The following is a 12939-nucleotide window of genomic DNA, read 5'->3' on the forward strand; positions in this document are numbered from 1 at the left end:
TCTCGAAGATGTCGGCGAGCTTGCTCATGGTGGTGGACTCGCCGCCGGGGATGACCAGGCCGTCGACCGCGTCCAGCTCCGCCGGACGGCGGACCGGGCGGGCGTCCGCGCCCGCCGCGGCCAGCGCCGCCACGTGCTCGCGGACGTCGCCCTGGAGCGCCAGCACACCGATCACGGGTGCCGTCATGGTCGCACCGTTCCTCTCCGCGTCCGCCGCCCGGAAAGAGCGCTCACCAACCCGTCTTTCGCTCGCGACTGCGGGGCTCGCACGAGCGGCTCACTCCTCACGCTCACCAACCGCGCTCGGCCAGGCGGTGCGGCTGCGGGATCTCGTCGACGTTGATGCCGACCATCGCCTCGCCGAGACCCCGGGAAACCTTGGCCAGCACGTCCGGGTCGTCGTGGAAGGTGGTCGCCTTGACGATCGCGGCGGCCCGCTGCGCCGGGTTGCCCGCCTTGAAGATGCCGGAACCCACGAAGACGCCCTCCGCGCCGAGCTGCATCATCATCGCCGCGTCGGCCGGCGTGGCGATCCCGCCCGCGGTGAACAGCACCACCGGCAGCTTGCCGCTCTCGGCGACCTCCTTGACCAGCTCGTACGGGGCCTGCAACTCCTTGGCCGCGACGTACAGCTCGTCGGTCGGCAGCGAGGCCAGCCGGCGGATCTCCTGGCGGATCTTCCGCATGTGGGTGGTGGCGTTGGAGACGTCACCGGTGCCCGCCTCGCCCTTGGAGCGGATCATCGCCGCGCCCTCGGTGATGCGGCGCAGCGCCTCGCCCAGGTTGGTCGCGCCACAGACGAAGGGCACTGTGAACGCCCACTTGTCGATGTGGTTCGCGTAGTCGGCCGGGGTCAGCACCTCGGACTCGTCGACGTAGTCCACGCCGAGCGACTGGAGGATCCGCGCCTCCACGAAGTGGCCGATGCGGGCCTTGGCCATCACCGGGATGGAGACCGCCTCGATGATCCCGTCGATCATGTCGGGGTCGCTCATCCGGGACACGCCACCCTGCGCGCGGATGTCGGCGGGCACCCGCTCCAGGGCCATCACCGCGACGGCGCCGGCGTCCTCAGCGATCTTGGCCTGCTCGGCGTTGACGACGTCCATGATCACGCCGCCCTTGAGCATCTCGGCCATGCCACGCTTCACGCGGGCGGTGCCGACGACGGGGGCGGTACCGGTGTTCGAGGCGGTGTTTTCGGGCACGGGTCATCGCTCCTTGGACATGCTCTGGGGGTGGCAGCGAAAATGCTACGCGCGGTCCAACGCCGTACCGACAGCCAATCAGACCCCCGGTGGCCTGCACTGTGGCAGTGGTCACCGTCCCTGCCCCCGCCCAGTTGGGAGCAGCGGGTCAGGCGGCGGGGACGTCCGCCGGCACGACGAGGGTCGGGTCGTCGATGTCGAAGTAGCGCGGCCACTCCCGGCCCCGCCCCATCCGCAACAGGCGCACCAGCGGCCGGCTGCGCGCCGAGCGGGCGTCCCGGACCAGGTCGGTGTGCACCTGCCGGGACAACGCGAGCCGACGACTCGCGGCGATGACCGCCGCGCAGTCCGGGTCGCCCGGATCCAACTGGACGCCGCGCAACTGCCGGGTGAGGTCGTTCTCCGCCGCCTCCCGCTCGTCCGGGCTGGCGTCCAGGGCGATCCGGGCCGCCGCGTACAGCTCGACGCCGAAACGCCGCTCAGCCAGGACCGCGGCTGCCGCCGCGCGGCGCAGCAGGTGGGCGTCGAGGGCCCGGGCCGCCAGCTCCGCGCGGCCCTGGAGCCGCTCCACCCGGCCGGCGGTCCAGATGAGGTACGCCGCGACCAGCCCCACGACCACGCTCGCGGCCACCACCCACCACATGTGCGGCATCGTAGTGCTGCTCCGTTTCGTCCGATTGGGCGCGGCCGGACCGGTCCCGCCGGTCACCGCCGCACCACCCGTCACACCGGCTCAGCTCAGCCCCACCCATTCCTGGTCGATGACCCGCCCGTCGGTTGCCTCGATCGCCGCTGCGTATACCTCCAGAACGCGGCGAGCAACCACCGGCCAGTCGAAATTCGCGACCACCTGATCGCCGCAGGCACTCAGCGCGGCCCGCGCGGCCGGGTCGTCAAGCAGCTCGGCCAGCACGTCACGCAGCCCCACCGGGTCGCCCGTGGGGAAGAGCCGACCGGCCCGCCCACCGTCGAGGACCCGCCGGAACGCGTCCAGATCGCTGGCGATGACCGTCGTACCCGCGGCGAGGGCCTCGGTGAGGATCATGCCGAACGACTCACCGCCGGTGTTCGGTGCGACGTAGAGGTGCACACTGCGCAGCATGCGCGCCTTGTCCGCTTCGCTGACCAGGCCGAGGAACGTGATCCGCTCGTGCAGTTCGGCGGGGAACTGGTCGTACAGGTCGTCGGGGTCACCCGGGCCGGCGACGAGCAACCGCAGACCGGGCCGGGTCTCGGCCAGCGCCACGAACGCGTCCCGCAGCACCGGGAAGCCCTTGCGTGCCTCGGTGAAGCGGCCCAGGAAGCCGAGCGTGCCGCCGGTGCCGGTCGCGCACTCCCCCGGCCAGCCCGGCAACGGCTCGGCGTCGGCGAACTTGGCCACCGCCACCCCGTTGGGGACCTCCACCGCCCCGCCGTCCATGTGTTCGACCTGCACCTTGCGGGCCAGCGCGCTCACCGCGATCCGGGCCGTGATCCGCTCCAACACGATCTGGAGCACACCCTGCGCGGCGGCGAGGACCCGCGAACGGGTCATCGCGGTGTGGAACGTGGCCACCACCGGGCCACGGGCGGAGAGCACGGCCAGCAGCGACAGACTCAGCGTGAGCGGCTCGTGCACGTGCAGCACGTCGAAGTCGCCGTTGGTGATCCATCGCCGCACCCGGGCGGTCGACACCGGGCCGAACGCGATCCGGGCCACCGAACCGTTGTACGGCAGCGGGACGGCCCGCCCGGCGGACACCACGTACTCCGGCAGCGGCGAATCCTCGTCGGCCGGCGCGAGCACGCTGACCTCGTGGCCCAGCGCGATCAGCGCCTCGGCGAGGTCCATGACGTGGTTCTGCACCCCACCGGGCACGTCGAAGGAGTACGGGCACACGATGCCGATCCGCATCCGTCAGCCCACCTCCTCAGGCCGGGCCGGAGGCCGACGAGGGCAGCGCCGCGCCCTCCCCCGACCTCGCCTGGTCCAGCCACATCCGCTGCAACATGTGCCAGTCTTCCGGATGGCGGGCGATACCCGCCGCCAGACCGTCGGCGATCAGCTGGGTCAGCGACCGGACCCGCTGGTCCAGCGGCCCCGCCTCGGGGCCCGGCACCGGCAGCGGACCAGCCAGCGACGCGCGGGCGGCATCCGCTTCGTACCACAGCGAGGCCACGTAGAGCGGCGCGCCGGTGTGCAGCGCGAGCAGCGCCGGCCCGGCGGGCATCCGGGTCTTCCCGCCGAAGAAGTCCACCTCCACCCCCCGGGCGGAGAGGTCCCGGTCGGCCAGCAACGGCACCACCGCACCGGCCCGCAGCCGGTCCAGCAGCACGTCGAACGCCGGACGCGGCCCTCCGTGGGTCGGCAGGATCTCCATCCCCAGACTCGCCCGGAAGGCCAGGAAACGCTTGTACAAGCCCTCCGGCTTGAGCCGCTCCATGACGGTGGTGATCGGCCAACCGGTGGCCGCCACCCAGGCGCCAGCGGCATCCCAGTTGCCGGCGTGCGGCAGGGCCACCACCGCGCCCCGACCGGCGGCCACGTCGGCGGCGAGCAGCTCGGCGCCGTCGAGCCGGAAACCGGACAGGATCTGCGACCGGCTCAGTGCGGGCAGCCGGAACGCCTCCATCCAGTACCGGGCGTACGAGCGCAACCCGCGCTTGACGAGATCGTCCAACTCGGCGTCGGGCAGCTCCGGGCCGACCACCCGACGCAGGTTCGCGCGCAGTCGGGCCGTACCCCCGCCGCCGGCGCGGTGGGCGCGGTCCGCGCCCGCCTGGAACGCCGCCGCCACCAACGGCCGGGGTAGCGCGCGGACCACCCGCCACCCGGCGATGTAGCCCAGCTCGGTGAGGTTCACGCGACTCGGCCGCCGGTCGTCCGAGTCGCCGGCACGCCACTCATGCCTGGCCGTCCGGCTGGAGCTGCTGGGCCTGGCGGTAGACGTGCGTCATCCGCTGCCCCACCGTGAAGATCGACACGGCGGCGAGCAGCCAGAGCGCGATCTCCAGGGCCGGATCGACACCGACGCCGGTGAGGATCCCGCCGACCCCGACGATCAGCAGCCGCTCGGTGCGTTCGGCGATGCCCACGTTGCAGGTCATGCCGAGCCCCTCGGCGCGAGCCTTGACATAGGAGACCAGGCTGCCGGCGGCCAGGCAGACCAACGCGGCGGCCACCCCGGAGTAGTCGTTCTCTGTGGCCAGCCAGTACGCGACGGCACCGAAGACGGCGCTGTCGGCTACCCGGTCCATGCTTGAGTCGAGGAACGCGCCGAATTTGGTGGAGCCGCCGCTCATCCGGGCCATCGTCCCGTCGAGCAGGTCGGTGAGCGCGAACAGGGTGACGATCAACGCGCCCGCGACCAGGTGGCCGCGGGCACCGAAGCCGAGCGCGCCGACGAGCACACCAACGGTGCCCGCGACGGTGACGGCATTGGGGGTGACGCCCGCGCGCAGCAGGGCGCGGGCAATCGGCTCGACGACGCGGGTCATCCCCGCGCGGGCCGACACTTGGAAGATCTTCGCCATGGCGGTCCCCACGATAACGGTCCGCCCAGCTCCGGCGATACGGACGGTACCGCCGACCCGCCCGGGAGAGGCTTGTGCCTACCCGGCAACGGGTGTGAGATCGAGCCGGGAGGTGAGCCAGCTCACCCGTCCGCCCGTCCCGTTCCCGCTGTGCAGCAGACCACCGGAGGATATCGCCGCGCACTCGCCCCGGGCCGCTTCCACCTCGCGCGGCGGTCGCCACCACCACCGGCTGAGGGAGGTGCGCCCCATGGCGCAGAAGAGTCACGAGAAGGGTTCCACCGGCGGCACGCCGGTGGTGACCGAGCCCGAGCGGGTTCGCAACGTGGTGCTCGTCGGGCACTCCGGGGCGGGCAAGACCACACTGGTCGAGGCCCTGCTCGCCGCGACCGGCACGATCGGCAGGGTCGGCACCGTCGCCGACGGCACCACTGTCGGCGACCACGACCCCGCCGCCGTACGCCAGCAGCGCTCGGTCAGCCTGTCCTGTGCGCCACTGCTGCACAACGGCATCAAGGTCAATCTGCTGGACACCCCCGGGTACGCCGACTTCGTCGGCGAGTTGCGCGCCGGGCTGCGGGCCGCCGACGCCGCGCTCTTCGTGGTCTCCGCCGCGGGCGGCATGGACGCGGCGACCGTCGCGCTCTGGGAGGAGTGCGCCGCCGTCGACATGCCCCGCGCGGTCGCGGTGGCCCGACTGGACCAACCCCGCGCCGACGTCGACGAGACGGTGGCGCTCTGCCAGCGCCTCTTCGGCGACAACGTGATGCCCCTCTACCTGCCGATGCTCGGCGACGACGGGGTGTCCACCGAGGGGCTGCTCGGCCTGATCACCCGTCGGGTCTTCGACTACAGTGCCGGGCTGCCCGCCGACGTCCGCGACCCGGACCCGGAGCACCAGCGGGCCATCGACGAGTCCCGCGACGAGCTGATCGAGGGGATCATCGCCGAGAGCGAGGACGAGACCCTCATGGACCGCTACCTCGACGGCGAGGAGATCGGCGACGAGGTGCTCATCGACGACCTGGAGAAGGCCGTCGCCCGGGGCCACTTCTACCCGGTGGTGCCGGTCTGCGCCCAGACCGGTGTCGGGCTGGACGTGCTGCTGGAGGTGCTGACCGCCGCGTTCCCCTCGCCGCTGGAGCACGAGCTGCCGGCGGTGACCGGCGTGGACGGCTCACCGCGTCCGCCGCTGAGCTGCGACCCGGCCGGGCCGCTGGTCGCCGAGGTCGTCAAGACCACCATCGACCGCCACGTCGGTCGGGTCTCGCTGGTACGGGTCTTCTCCGGCACGCTGCGCCCCGACCAGAGGGTGCACGTCTCCGGGCACGGCATGGCCGAACGTGGGCACCCCGACCACGACGCCGACGAGCGGGTCGGGCACATCTACACCCCGCTGGGCGCCACAGTGCGGGAGGTGTCGCTCTGCGTGGCCGGTGACATCTGCGCGATCACCAAGTCGGGCAGCGCCGAGACCGGCGACACCATCTCGACCACTGACGACCCGCTGCTGATCGCCCCCTGGGAGATGCCGGAGCCGCTGCTGCCGGTGGCGATCGCCGCCCGGAGCCTCAGTTCGGCCCGCTCAGCCGAAGAACGACCTCAGGTGCTGGACGAGCACCTGGGGCTGCTCCTCCACGAAGTAGTGCCCGGTGTTGGCGATCTGTACCAGCTGCACGTTGGTGGCCTGCTGGGTGAGCGTCGCGGCAAAGCTCGGGTAGAAGATGTCGTGGGCGATACCTAGGACCGGGACGGTCACCGGCGCGTACGTCCCGTTGTCAACGATGTCCTGGCCCAGCGCCTTGTACCAGCCGTTGCCGCCCCGGATGGCGTCCGGAGTTGAATATGCCTGGGCGTAGACGGCCCTGTCGAAATCGCTTATGGCTTGCTTGTTGACCAGGAGGTTGTCGAACATCCAGTCGACGAGGAAGCGGGACCGGCCCGTGATGAGCTGCTCCGGCAGCTGTGACACCTGATTGAAGGCGAACCACCAGGGGTGGAACGGGGCACCCGGCGCCGGCAGCATCCGGAACTCGTAGTAGTTGCTGTTCGGGTGTTCCACGTCCAGCATGGCGATCTTGTTGACGACCGCGGGGTGGTTCGCCGCCATGCTGTAGGCGACCATCGACCCCATGTCGTGACCCACGACGTTCACCTTGGCGTAGCCCAGCGCCCCGGCCAGCGCCGCGATGTCCGCCGCCAAGGTCTTCTTGTCGTACCCGGACGCCGGCTTGCTGGAGCCGCCGGCACCGCGCAGGTCCACGGCGATCACGCGGTATCGGGTGGCCAGCGCCGGCATCACCTTGTGGTACTCCCACCAGGTCTGCGGCCAGCCGTGCAGCAGGATCAAGGGCGCCCCGCGCCCACCGGCGACGTAGTGCAGCCGGACTCCGTTGACCTCCGCGTACCTGCTCGTGAACCCCCCCGGAAGGGTGGCTGCGAGGTCGGCGGCGGCCGGGGCGGCGGCCAGCGCTCCGTCGGTGGACGGTGCGGCCTGTGCCGCGGTGCCGGTCGCCACTGCGGCGACCGCGCCGGCGCCGAGCGCGATCAGCTTCCTTCTGTTCATCGAAGACACGCATGCTCCAGTTCTCTAGACGTGACATGCATCCTTGCCGATTCCTGGTAGATGCAGGGTTGCGCCAAGGTCATGGATGCCCGATGGTCGATCGGGAATGACCGATGGGATCTAATTTCCTGCGCTTGTGTCCGATGGCCGGGACGGCCAGAGTTCGCGGCCAGTACCCGGCTGCCGTCCGGCCTTTGCGGCGCCCACAGAGCTCGCCGGCCCGCACAGCTCTCAGGGGTGGACGGTGGGGTGGGTCGGACGGGGCCAGTGTGGGCGGTCGGCGTCGCGCAGGGCCGCGGTGCGGACGGCGGCGAGCTGACGCTCCACCTCGACGAACTGGTCCGCCGGCAGCGGGCCCCGGTGCAGCGCGGCGGCGTTCTCCTCGACCTGGGCGACCGTACGGCAGCCCGGGATCGGGATGGTGCGACCGCTGCGCGCCCAGATCCAGCCCAATGCGCCCTGGGCGAGGGTGCGCCCGTCGGCGGTGAGCGCGGCACGGACCGCGCCGACCCGGCGCAGCCACTCCGGTGCCGGCCGGCCACCCCGGAACCACTCCAACCAGCCCGGGGCCAGCCCGCGCACGTCGTCGCGGGGAAGCGTCGACCCGGCCGTGTACTTGCCGGTGAGCAGCCCCATCCCGAGCGGGCCCCGGTTGACGCTGGCCAGGTCGTACTTGTCGCAGACGGCGAGCAGCTCGGGGGCGTCGCGCAGCACCGACAGGGCGTGTTGCACGGCGGTGGCACCGGCGGCGGCGTGCCCGAACGCGACGGCCCGGTCGGTGCGGTCGGTGCTCCACCCGTACGCGCGGATCAGGCCCTCGGCCACCAGGTCCTCGCAGGTCCCGATGAGCGCCTGCGCCCTCGGCACCGACAGGTCGGCCAGGTGCAGCTGATAGAGGTCGATCCGGTCGGTGTCCAGCCGGCGCAGCGAGGCGGTCACGGCAGTGCGCAGGTACCCGGGCGACGCGTCCTCGCCGGTGGCCTGCCGGGCGGCCTCGTCGAAGGTGTAACCCCACTTGGTGGCGATCACGGCGTCGTCGCGGCGACCGGCGAGCGCGCGACCGAGCACCCGCTCACCGTGCCCGGCCCCGTACGTGTCGGCAGTGTCGAAGAGGGTGATGCCCAGATCGAGTGCCCGGCGTACCGCGCGCACCGACTCGTCGTCGTCCACCGCGCCCCAGCCCAGTGGCTGGGTGCCCTCCGCCCAGGGCCCGCCGATCGCCCAGCACCCCATGCCGAGGGCGCTGACCTCGATGCCGCTGCGCCCCAACACCCGTGTCGTGACTGCCATCGGCCGATCGTGCCACCTTCGGCGAGCCGGGGCGTAGCAGATCCGCTGGCGGACACGCGGGTGCACGGAGACGGTCACGGTGCGGCATGATCAGCGCCATGCGACGGCTCGGGGTGGACATCGGCGGTGTGATCATCGAGCCGGCCGACGACGACGCGGACACCTCGTTCTTCGGCGCGCACTACCTGCGTACCCCGGCCGTCGGCGGGGCGTTCGACGCGCTCGCGGCGCTCGGCCCGGCGTTCGACGAGGTGCACCTGGTGTCCAAGTGCGGGGAGGCCACCGAACGGCGCACCCGGGAGTGGCTGGCCCACCACGACTTTCCGGCCCGCACCGGCGTCCCGGTCGAGCGGGTGCACTTCTGCCGCACCCGACCGGACAAGGCGCCGATCGCCAGACGCCTCGACCTGACCCACTTCGTGGACGACAAGCTGGAGGTGCTCGGCTATCTCGCCTCGGTGCCGCACCGCTTCCTGTTCCGGCCCCGAAAGGCCGAGGTCGCCGCACACGCCGCACTGCTGCCCCACGTACGCCGGGTGGAGAGCTGGTCGGAGCTGACCTCGCTGCTGCGCGCCGACTAGCCGGACCGGTGCGGAGGTCGCGCGACCGGCGTTGCGCGACCGGCGGCGGTCAGGACGGCCAGGCGCGGGCGAGCAGGTCGCGGGTGTCGCCGAGCAGCTGCGGCAGGACCTTGGTACGGCCGATCACGGGCATGAAGTTCGCGTCGCCGCCCCAGCGCGGCACCACGTGCTGGTGCAGGTGCGCGGCGATGCCGGCGCCGGCCACCCCGCCCTGGTTCATGCCCAGGTTGAAGCCGTGGGCGTTGCTGACCTTGCGGATCACCCGCATGGCGGTCTGGGTGTACGACGCCAGCTCGGTGGTCTCCGGCACGTCCAGGTCGGTGTAGTCGGCGACGTGTCGGTAGGGGCAGACCAGCAGGTGCCCCGGGTTGTACGGGTAGAGGTTGAGCACCACGAAGACGTGCTCGCCGCGGGCCACCACCAGGCTCTCCTGCGGGGGCAGCTTCGGCCCCCGACAGAAGGGGCAGCCGGTGGGCTTCTCGTAGCCCTCGGCCGGGCGGTCCTCGCCGGAGATGTAGGTCATCCGGTGCGGCGTCCAGAGCCGCTCCAGGCCGTCCGCCATGCCGTCACTGTCCGTGTGCCGTTCCGCCCCTGTCACGAGCCGATCCTACGGAGCCCCGCGGGCACGCCGCGACACCTGCCTTCGGGAAACCCGGGACTGCAAGTTCTTGACGGATCAAGGCGGAAGCCTGAAACTTCCATGCATCCACGCACTTCCATGAATCGATGGAGGGTTACATGTTCCGACGGCTCGGCAGGTTCCTCGCGGCACTGGCGTTGACCGCCGCCACCACAGTGGCCGGCGTCACCCTCACCGCCGGCGCGGCCCAGGCGGACGGCTGCTACACCTGGGGGCGCACCCTGGCCCAGGGGGCGTCCGGCGAGGATGTCCGGCAACTCCAGATCCGGGTCGCCGGCTACCCCGGCTACGGCGCGGTGCTCACCCTCGACGGCGCGTACGGCCCGGCCACCCGATCGGCGGTGATCCGCTTCCAGCAGGCGTACGGGCTGCCGGCCGACGGCATCGCCGGCCCACAGACGTTCAACCGGCTCTACGCCCTCCAGGACAACGACTGCACCCCGGCCAACTTCAGCTACCCCGAGCTGAACAAGTGCAACAGTGACTGGTCCGGCGGCGCGGTCTCGGCGAGCACCGCCCGGTTCAACGCACTCGTCTCGATGTGGAAGCTCCAGGCCATGCGCCACGCCCTCGGCGACGTGTCCATCGCGATCAGCAGCAGCTTCCGCAGCTACGCCTGCAACAGCGCGGTCGGCGGAGCGTCGAACAGCCGACACCTGTACGGCGACGGGGTCGACCTGGTCGGCTCCCCGTCGTTCTGCCGGCTGGCGCAGCAGGCCCGCAACCACGGCTTCGGGCAGATCCTCGGCCCCGGCTACCCCGACCACAACGACCACACCCACGTGGCAGCGGTCGGAGGCTGGTCAGCGCCCAACTGCGGCATCTGACCCCCGCCGCCTCCCGGCGAAGATCGCGCTCGAACATGGAAGTAGTGGCCTTCCCCACCGGGGAGGCCACTACTTCCTGGATCGAGCACGGTCATGGGCGCGGGGGCCGTGCGAGCGGGCCGTGCGGTGGTCTCGTTACTCCGCGGCGGCGGACGGGCCGATGTTGGTCCGCGAGCTGACCACGTCCAGCACGTGGGTCACCGCCTCGGCGACCGGCACCCCGTTGCGCTGGGAGCCGTCGCGGTAGCGGAAGGAGACCGTACCGGCGGCCACGTCGTCGTCACCGGCGATCACCATGAACGGGATCTTCTGCTGCTGCGCCGTCCGGATCTTCTTCTGCATCCGGTCGTCACCCGCGTCCACCTGCGCCCGGATGCCCTCGGCGCGCAGCGCCGCGACGAAGCCGTGCAGGTAGTCGGTGTGGTCCTCGCGGATCGGGATGCCCACCACCTGCACCGGCGCGAGCCAGGCCGGGAAGGCACCCGCGTAGTGCTCGGTGAGCACCCCGAAGAACCGCTCGATCGACCCGAACAGCGCACGGTGGATCATCACGGGCCGCTGCCGGCTACCGTCGGCGGCCTGGTACTCCAACGCGAACCGCTCCGGCTGGTTGAAGTCGACCTGGATGGTGGACATCTGCCAGGTCCGGCCGATGGCGTCCCGGGCCTGCACGGAGATCTTCGGCCCGTAGAACGCCGCGCCGCCCGGGTCGGGGACCAGGTCCAGGCCGGAGGTCGCGGCGGCGGTGCGCAGCGCCTCGGTGGCCTCGGCCCAGTCCTCGTCGGCCCCGATGAACTTGGGCGAGTCGTCCCGGGTCGACAGCTCCAGGTAGAAGTCGTCCAGGCCGTAGTCGCGCAACAGGTCGAGCACGAAGCTGAGCAGCGTGGACAGCTCGCCGGCCATCTGCTCACGGGTGCAGTAGATGTGCGAGTCGTCCTGGGTCAGGCCACGGACCCGGGTGAGACCGTGCACGACGCCGGACTTCTCGTACCGGTAGACGGTGCCGAACTCGAACATCCGCAGCGGCAGCTCCCGGTACGACCGCCCGCGCGACCTGAAGATCAGGTTGTGCATCGGGCAGTTCATCGCCTTGAGGTAGTAGTCCGCGCCCTCCAGTTGCATGGGCGGGAACATGGTGTCCGCGTAGTACGGCAGGTGACCGGAGGTCTGGAACAGCTGCGCCTTGGTGATGTGCGGGGTGTTGACGAACTCGTACCCCGCCTCCTCGTGCCGCCGCCGCGAGTAGTGCTCCATCTCGCGGCGGATGATGCCGCCCTTGGGGTGGAAGACCGCCAGGCCGGAGCCGATCTCGTCGGGGAAACTGAACAGGTCGAGGTCCGCGCCGAGCTTGCGGTGGTCGCGCCGGGCGGCCTCCTCCAACAGCTTCAGGTACGCCTTGAGCTCGTCGCGGGTCGGCCACGCGGTGCCGTACACCCGCTGTAGTTGGGGGTTCTTCTCCGACCCCCGCCAGTACGCGGCGGCGGAGCGCATCAGCTTGAACGCGCCGATCAGTCGGGTGGTCGGCAGGTGCGGACCCCGGCACAGGTCCGACCAGCAGACCTTGTCCTCCTTGGCGTCGAGGTTGTCGTAGATGGTCAGCTCGCCGCCGCCCACCTCCATCACCTCGTCGGTGTCCAGGCCCTCGCCCTTGACCTCGATCAACTCCAGCTTGAACGGCTCGTCGGCCAGCTCCGAGCGCGCCTCGTCCAGGCTGCCGAAGCGGCGACGACGGAACCGCTGCCCGGACTTGATGATCTCCTGCATGCGCTTCTCGAGCTTGCTGAGGTCATCTGGCTGGAACGGCTTCTCGACGTCGAAGTCGTAGTAGAAGCCGTTCTCGATGGGCGGGCCGATGCCCAGCTTGGCCTCGGGGAAGATGTCCTGCACGGCCTGGGCGAGGACGTGCGCGGTGGAGTGGCGCAGCACGTTGAGCCCGTCGGGCGACTCCAGGGTCACCGGCTCGACGACGGTCTCCTCGGCCGGCGCCCAGTCCAGGTCGCGCAGCTGACCCTCGGGGTCGCGGACCACGACGATCGCCTTGGGGCCGTTCGCGGGCAGTCCGGCCGCGGCCACCGCGTCGGCCGCCGTGGTCCCGGCGGCGACGACGACGGGGTCGGCCACGGCGGGGGTACGGGGTGCGGACACGGTGACTCCTCCAAGTGGTACGAAACGGTGCCGATCCTCGGCTCCTGCCGATGCTATCGGTCGACCCGCCCGCGACCGGGAAGGGCACCTCCTTACCGCCGACGTTGAACCTTTCGCGCCTCGCAGCCGAACTAGAAGGTGTGGCCGGAAACCGGTGCCGGCCGCGTCG

11 protein-coding genes and 2 pseudogenes are annotated in these 12939 nt (G+C 71.4%); 3 read left to right on the forward strand and 10 right to left on the reverse strand.

Features of this window, described 5'->3' with window-relative positions; translation table 11 throughout:
• From KBX08_RS21315 to pgsA, 6 genes and pseudogenes are all read right to left on the reverse strand, one after another.
• A pseudogene (locus KBX08_RS21315) lies at positions 1 to 187 on the reverse strand (pyridoxal 5'-phosphate synthase glutaminase subunit PdxT); the annotation flags it as partial.
• 103 nt (positions 188 to 290) lie between these two features.
• Positions 291 to 1208, reverse strand: coding sequence for a pyridoxal 5'-phosphate synthase lyase subunit PdxS (gene pdxS, locus KBX08_RS21320; protein WP_210785196.1), 918 nt, complete (start codon positions 1206 to 1208; stop codon positions 291 to 293).
• A gap of 148 nt (positions 1209 to 1356) precedes the next feature.
• The gene (locus KBX08_RS21325; protein ID WP_112583378.1) at positions 1357 to 1860 is read right to left on the reverse strand and encodes a hypothetical protein; all 504 of its coding nucleotides are present in this window, start codon (positions 1858 to 1860) and stop codon (positions 1357 to 1359) included.
• An 81-nt stretch (positions 1861 to 1941) separates the two neighbouring features.
• On the reverse strand, positions 1942 to 3102 hold the full coding sequence (locus KBX08_RS21330; protein WP_210785197.1) for a glycosyltransferase family 4 protein: 1161 nt from the start codon (positions 3100 to 3102) through the stop codon (positions 1942 to 1944).
• Between the two features lie 16 nt (positions 3103 to 3118).
• A complete protein-coding gene (locus KBX08_RS21335; protein ID WP_210785198.1) occupies positions 3119 to 4051 on the reverse strand; it encodes a phosphatidylinositol mannoside acyltransferase in 933 nt (310 codons plus the stop codon).
• A 40-nt stretch (positions 4052 to 4091) separates the two neighbouring features.
• A complete protein-coding gene (pgsA, locus tag KBX08_RS21340; RefSeq protein ID WP_210785199.1) occupies positions 4092 to 4721 on the reverse strand; it encodes a phosphatidylinositol phosphate synthase in 630 nt (209 codons plus the stop codon).
• A 250-nt stretch (positions 4722 to 4971) separates the two neighbouring features.
• Between pgsA and KBX08_RS21345 the strand changes: the two are divergent.
• Positions 4972 to 6291 (forward strand): annotated as a pseudogene (locus KBX08_RS21345) (GTP-binding protein); the annotation flags it as partial.
• A 15-nt stretch (positions 6292 to 6306) separates the two neighbouring features.
• On the opposite strand, the gene KBX08_RS21350 reads toward KBX08_RS21345, so the two are convergent.
• Both KBX08_RS21350 and KBX08_RS21355 read right to left on the reverse strand, forming a co-directional pair.
• Complete coding sequence (locus KBX08_RS21350; RefSeq protein ID WP_210785200.1) at positions 6307 to 7287, reverse strand: alpha/beta fold hydrolase; 981 nt, start codon at positions 7285 to 7287, stop codon at positions 6307 to 6309.
• A 231-nt stretch (positions 7288 to 7518) separates the two neighbouring features.
• Positions 7519 to 8577, reverse strand: coding sequence for an aldo/keto reductase (locus tag KBX08_RS21355; protein WP_210785201.1), 1059 nt, complete (start codon positions 8575 to 8577; stop codon positions 7519 to 7521).
• Positions 8578 to 8663: 86 nt separating this feature from the next.
• On the opposite strand from KBX08_RS21355, the gene KBX08_RS21360 reads away from it, so the two are divergent.
• Entirely contained in the window at positions 8664 to 9158 is a 495-nt protein-coding gene (locus KBX08_RS21360) for a hypothetical protein (protein ID WP_210785202.1), read from the forward strand.
• Positions 9159 to 9207: 49 nt separating this feature from the next.
• On the opposite strand, the gene KBX08_RS21365 is transcribed toward KBX08_RS21360, so the two are convergent.
• Positions 9208 to 9720, reverse strand: a complete 513-nt coding sequence (locus KBX08_RS21365; protein WP_210785237.1) for an HIT domain-containing protein — start codon at positions 9718 to 9720, stop codon at positions 9208 to 9210.
• A gap of 176 nt (positions 9721 to 9896) precedes the next feature.
• Between KBX08_RS21365 and KBX08_RS21370 the strand changes: the two genes are divergently transcribed.
• Entirely contained in the window at positions 9897 to 10625 is a 729-nt protein-coding gene (locus KBX08_RS21370) for a D-Ala-D-Ala carboxypeptidase family metallohydrolase (protein WP_210785203.1), read from the forward strand.
• Positions 10626 to 10760: 135 nt separating this feature from the next.
• Here KBX08_RS21370 and thrS read toward each other — a convergent pair whose 3' ends face one another.
• Positions 10761 to 12770 (reverse strand): threonine--tRNA ligase, encoded by a 2010-nt coding sequence (gene thrS / locus KBX08_RS21375; protein ID WP_210785204.1) that lies wholly within the window; start codon positions 12768 to 12770, stop codon positions 10761 to 10763.
• Between the last annotated feature and the right edge of the window lie 169 nt (positions 12771 to 12939).

The organism is Micromonospora sp. H61 (assembly GCF_018070325.1).
Classification (GTDB): domain Bacteria; phylum Actinomycetota; class Actinomycetes; order Mycobacteriales; family Micromonosporaceae; genus Micromonospora; species Micromonospora salmantinae.

What these genes read in the sequence shown, in the direction of transcription:
- KBX08_RS21360 (WP_210785202.1), top strand. Translation starts at nt 8,664, where the DNA reads ATGATCAGCGCCATGCGACGGCTCGGGGTGGACATCGGCGGTGTGATC.
- KBX08_RS21365 (WP_210785237.1), bottom strand. Translation starts at nt 9,720, where the DNA reads ATGGCGGACGGCCTGGAGCGGCTCTGGACGCCGCACCGGATGACCTAC.
- KBX08_RS21355 (WP_210785201.1), bottom strand. Translation starts at nt 8,577, where the DNA reads ATGGCAGTCACGACACGGGTGTTGGGGCGCAGCGGCATCGAGGTCAGC.
- pgsA (WP_210785199.1), bottom strand. Translation starts at nt 4,721, where the DNA reads ATGGCGAAGATCTTCCAAGTGTCGGCCCGCGCGGGGATGACCCGCGTC.
- KBX08_RS21370 (WP_210785203.1), top strand. Translation starts at nt 9,897, where the DNA reads ATGTTCCGACGGCTCGGCAGGTTCCTCGCGGCACTGGCGTTGACCGCC.
- KBX08_RS21330 (WP_210785197.1), bottom strand. Translation starts at nt 3,102, where the DNA reads ATGCGGATCGGCATCGTGTGCCCGTACTCCTTCGACGTGCCCGGTGGG.
- KBX08_RS21325 (WP_112583378.1), bottom strand. Translation starts at nt 1,860, where the DNA reads ATGCCGCACATGTGGTGGGTGGTGGCCGCGAGCGTGGTCGTGGGGCTG.
- KBX08_RS21350 (WP_210785200.1), bottom strand. Translation starts at nt 7,287, where the DNA reads ATGAACAGAAGGAAGCTGATCGCGCTCGGCGCCGGCGCGGTCGCCGCA.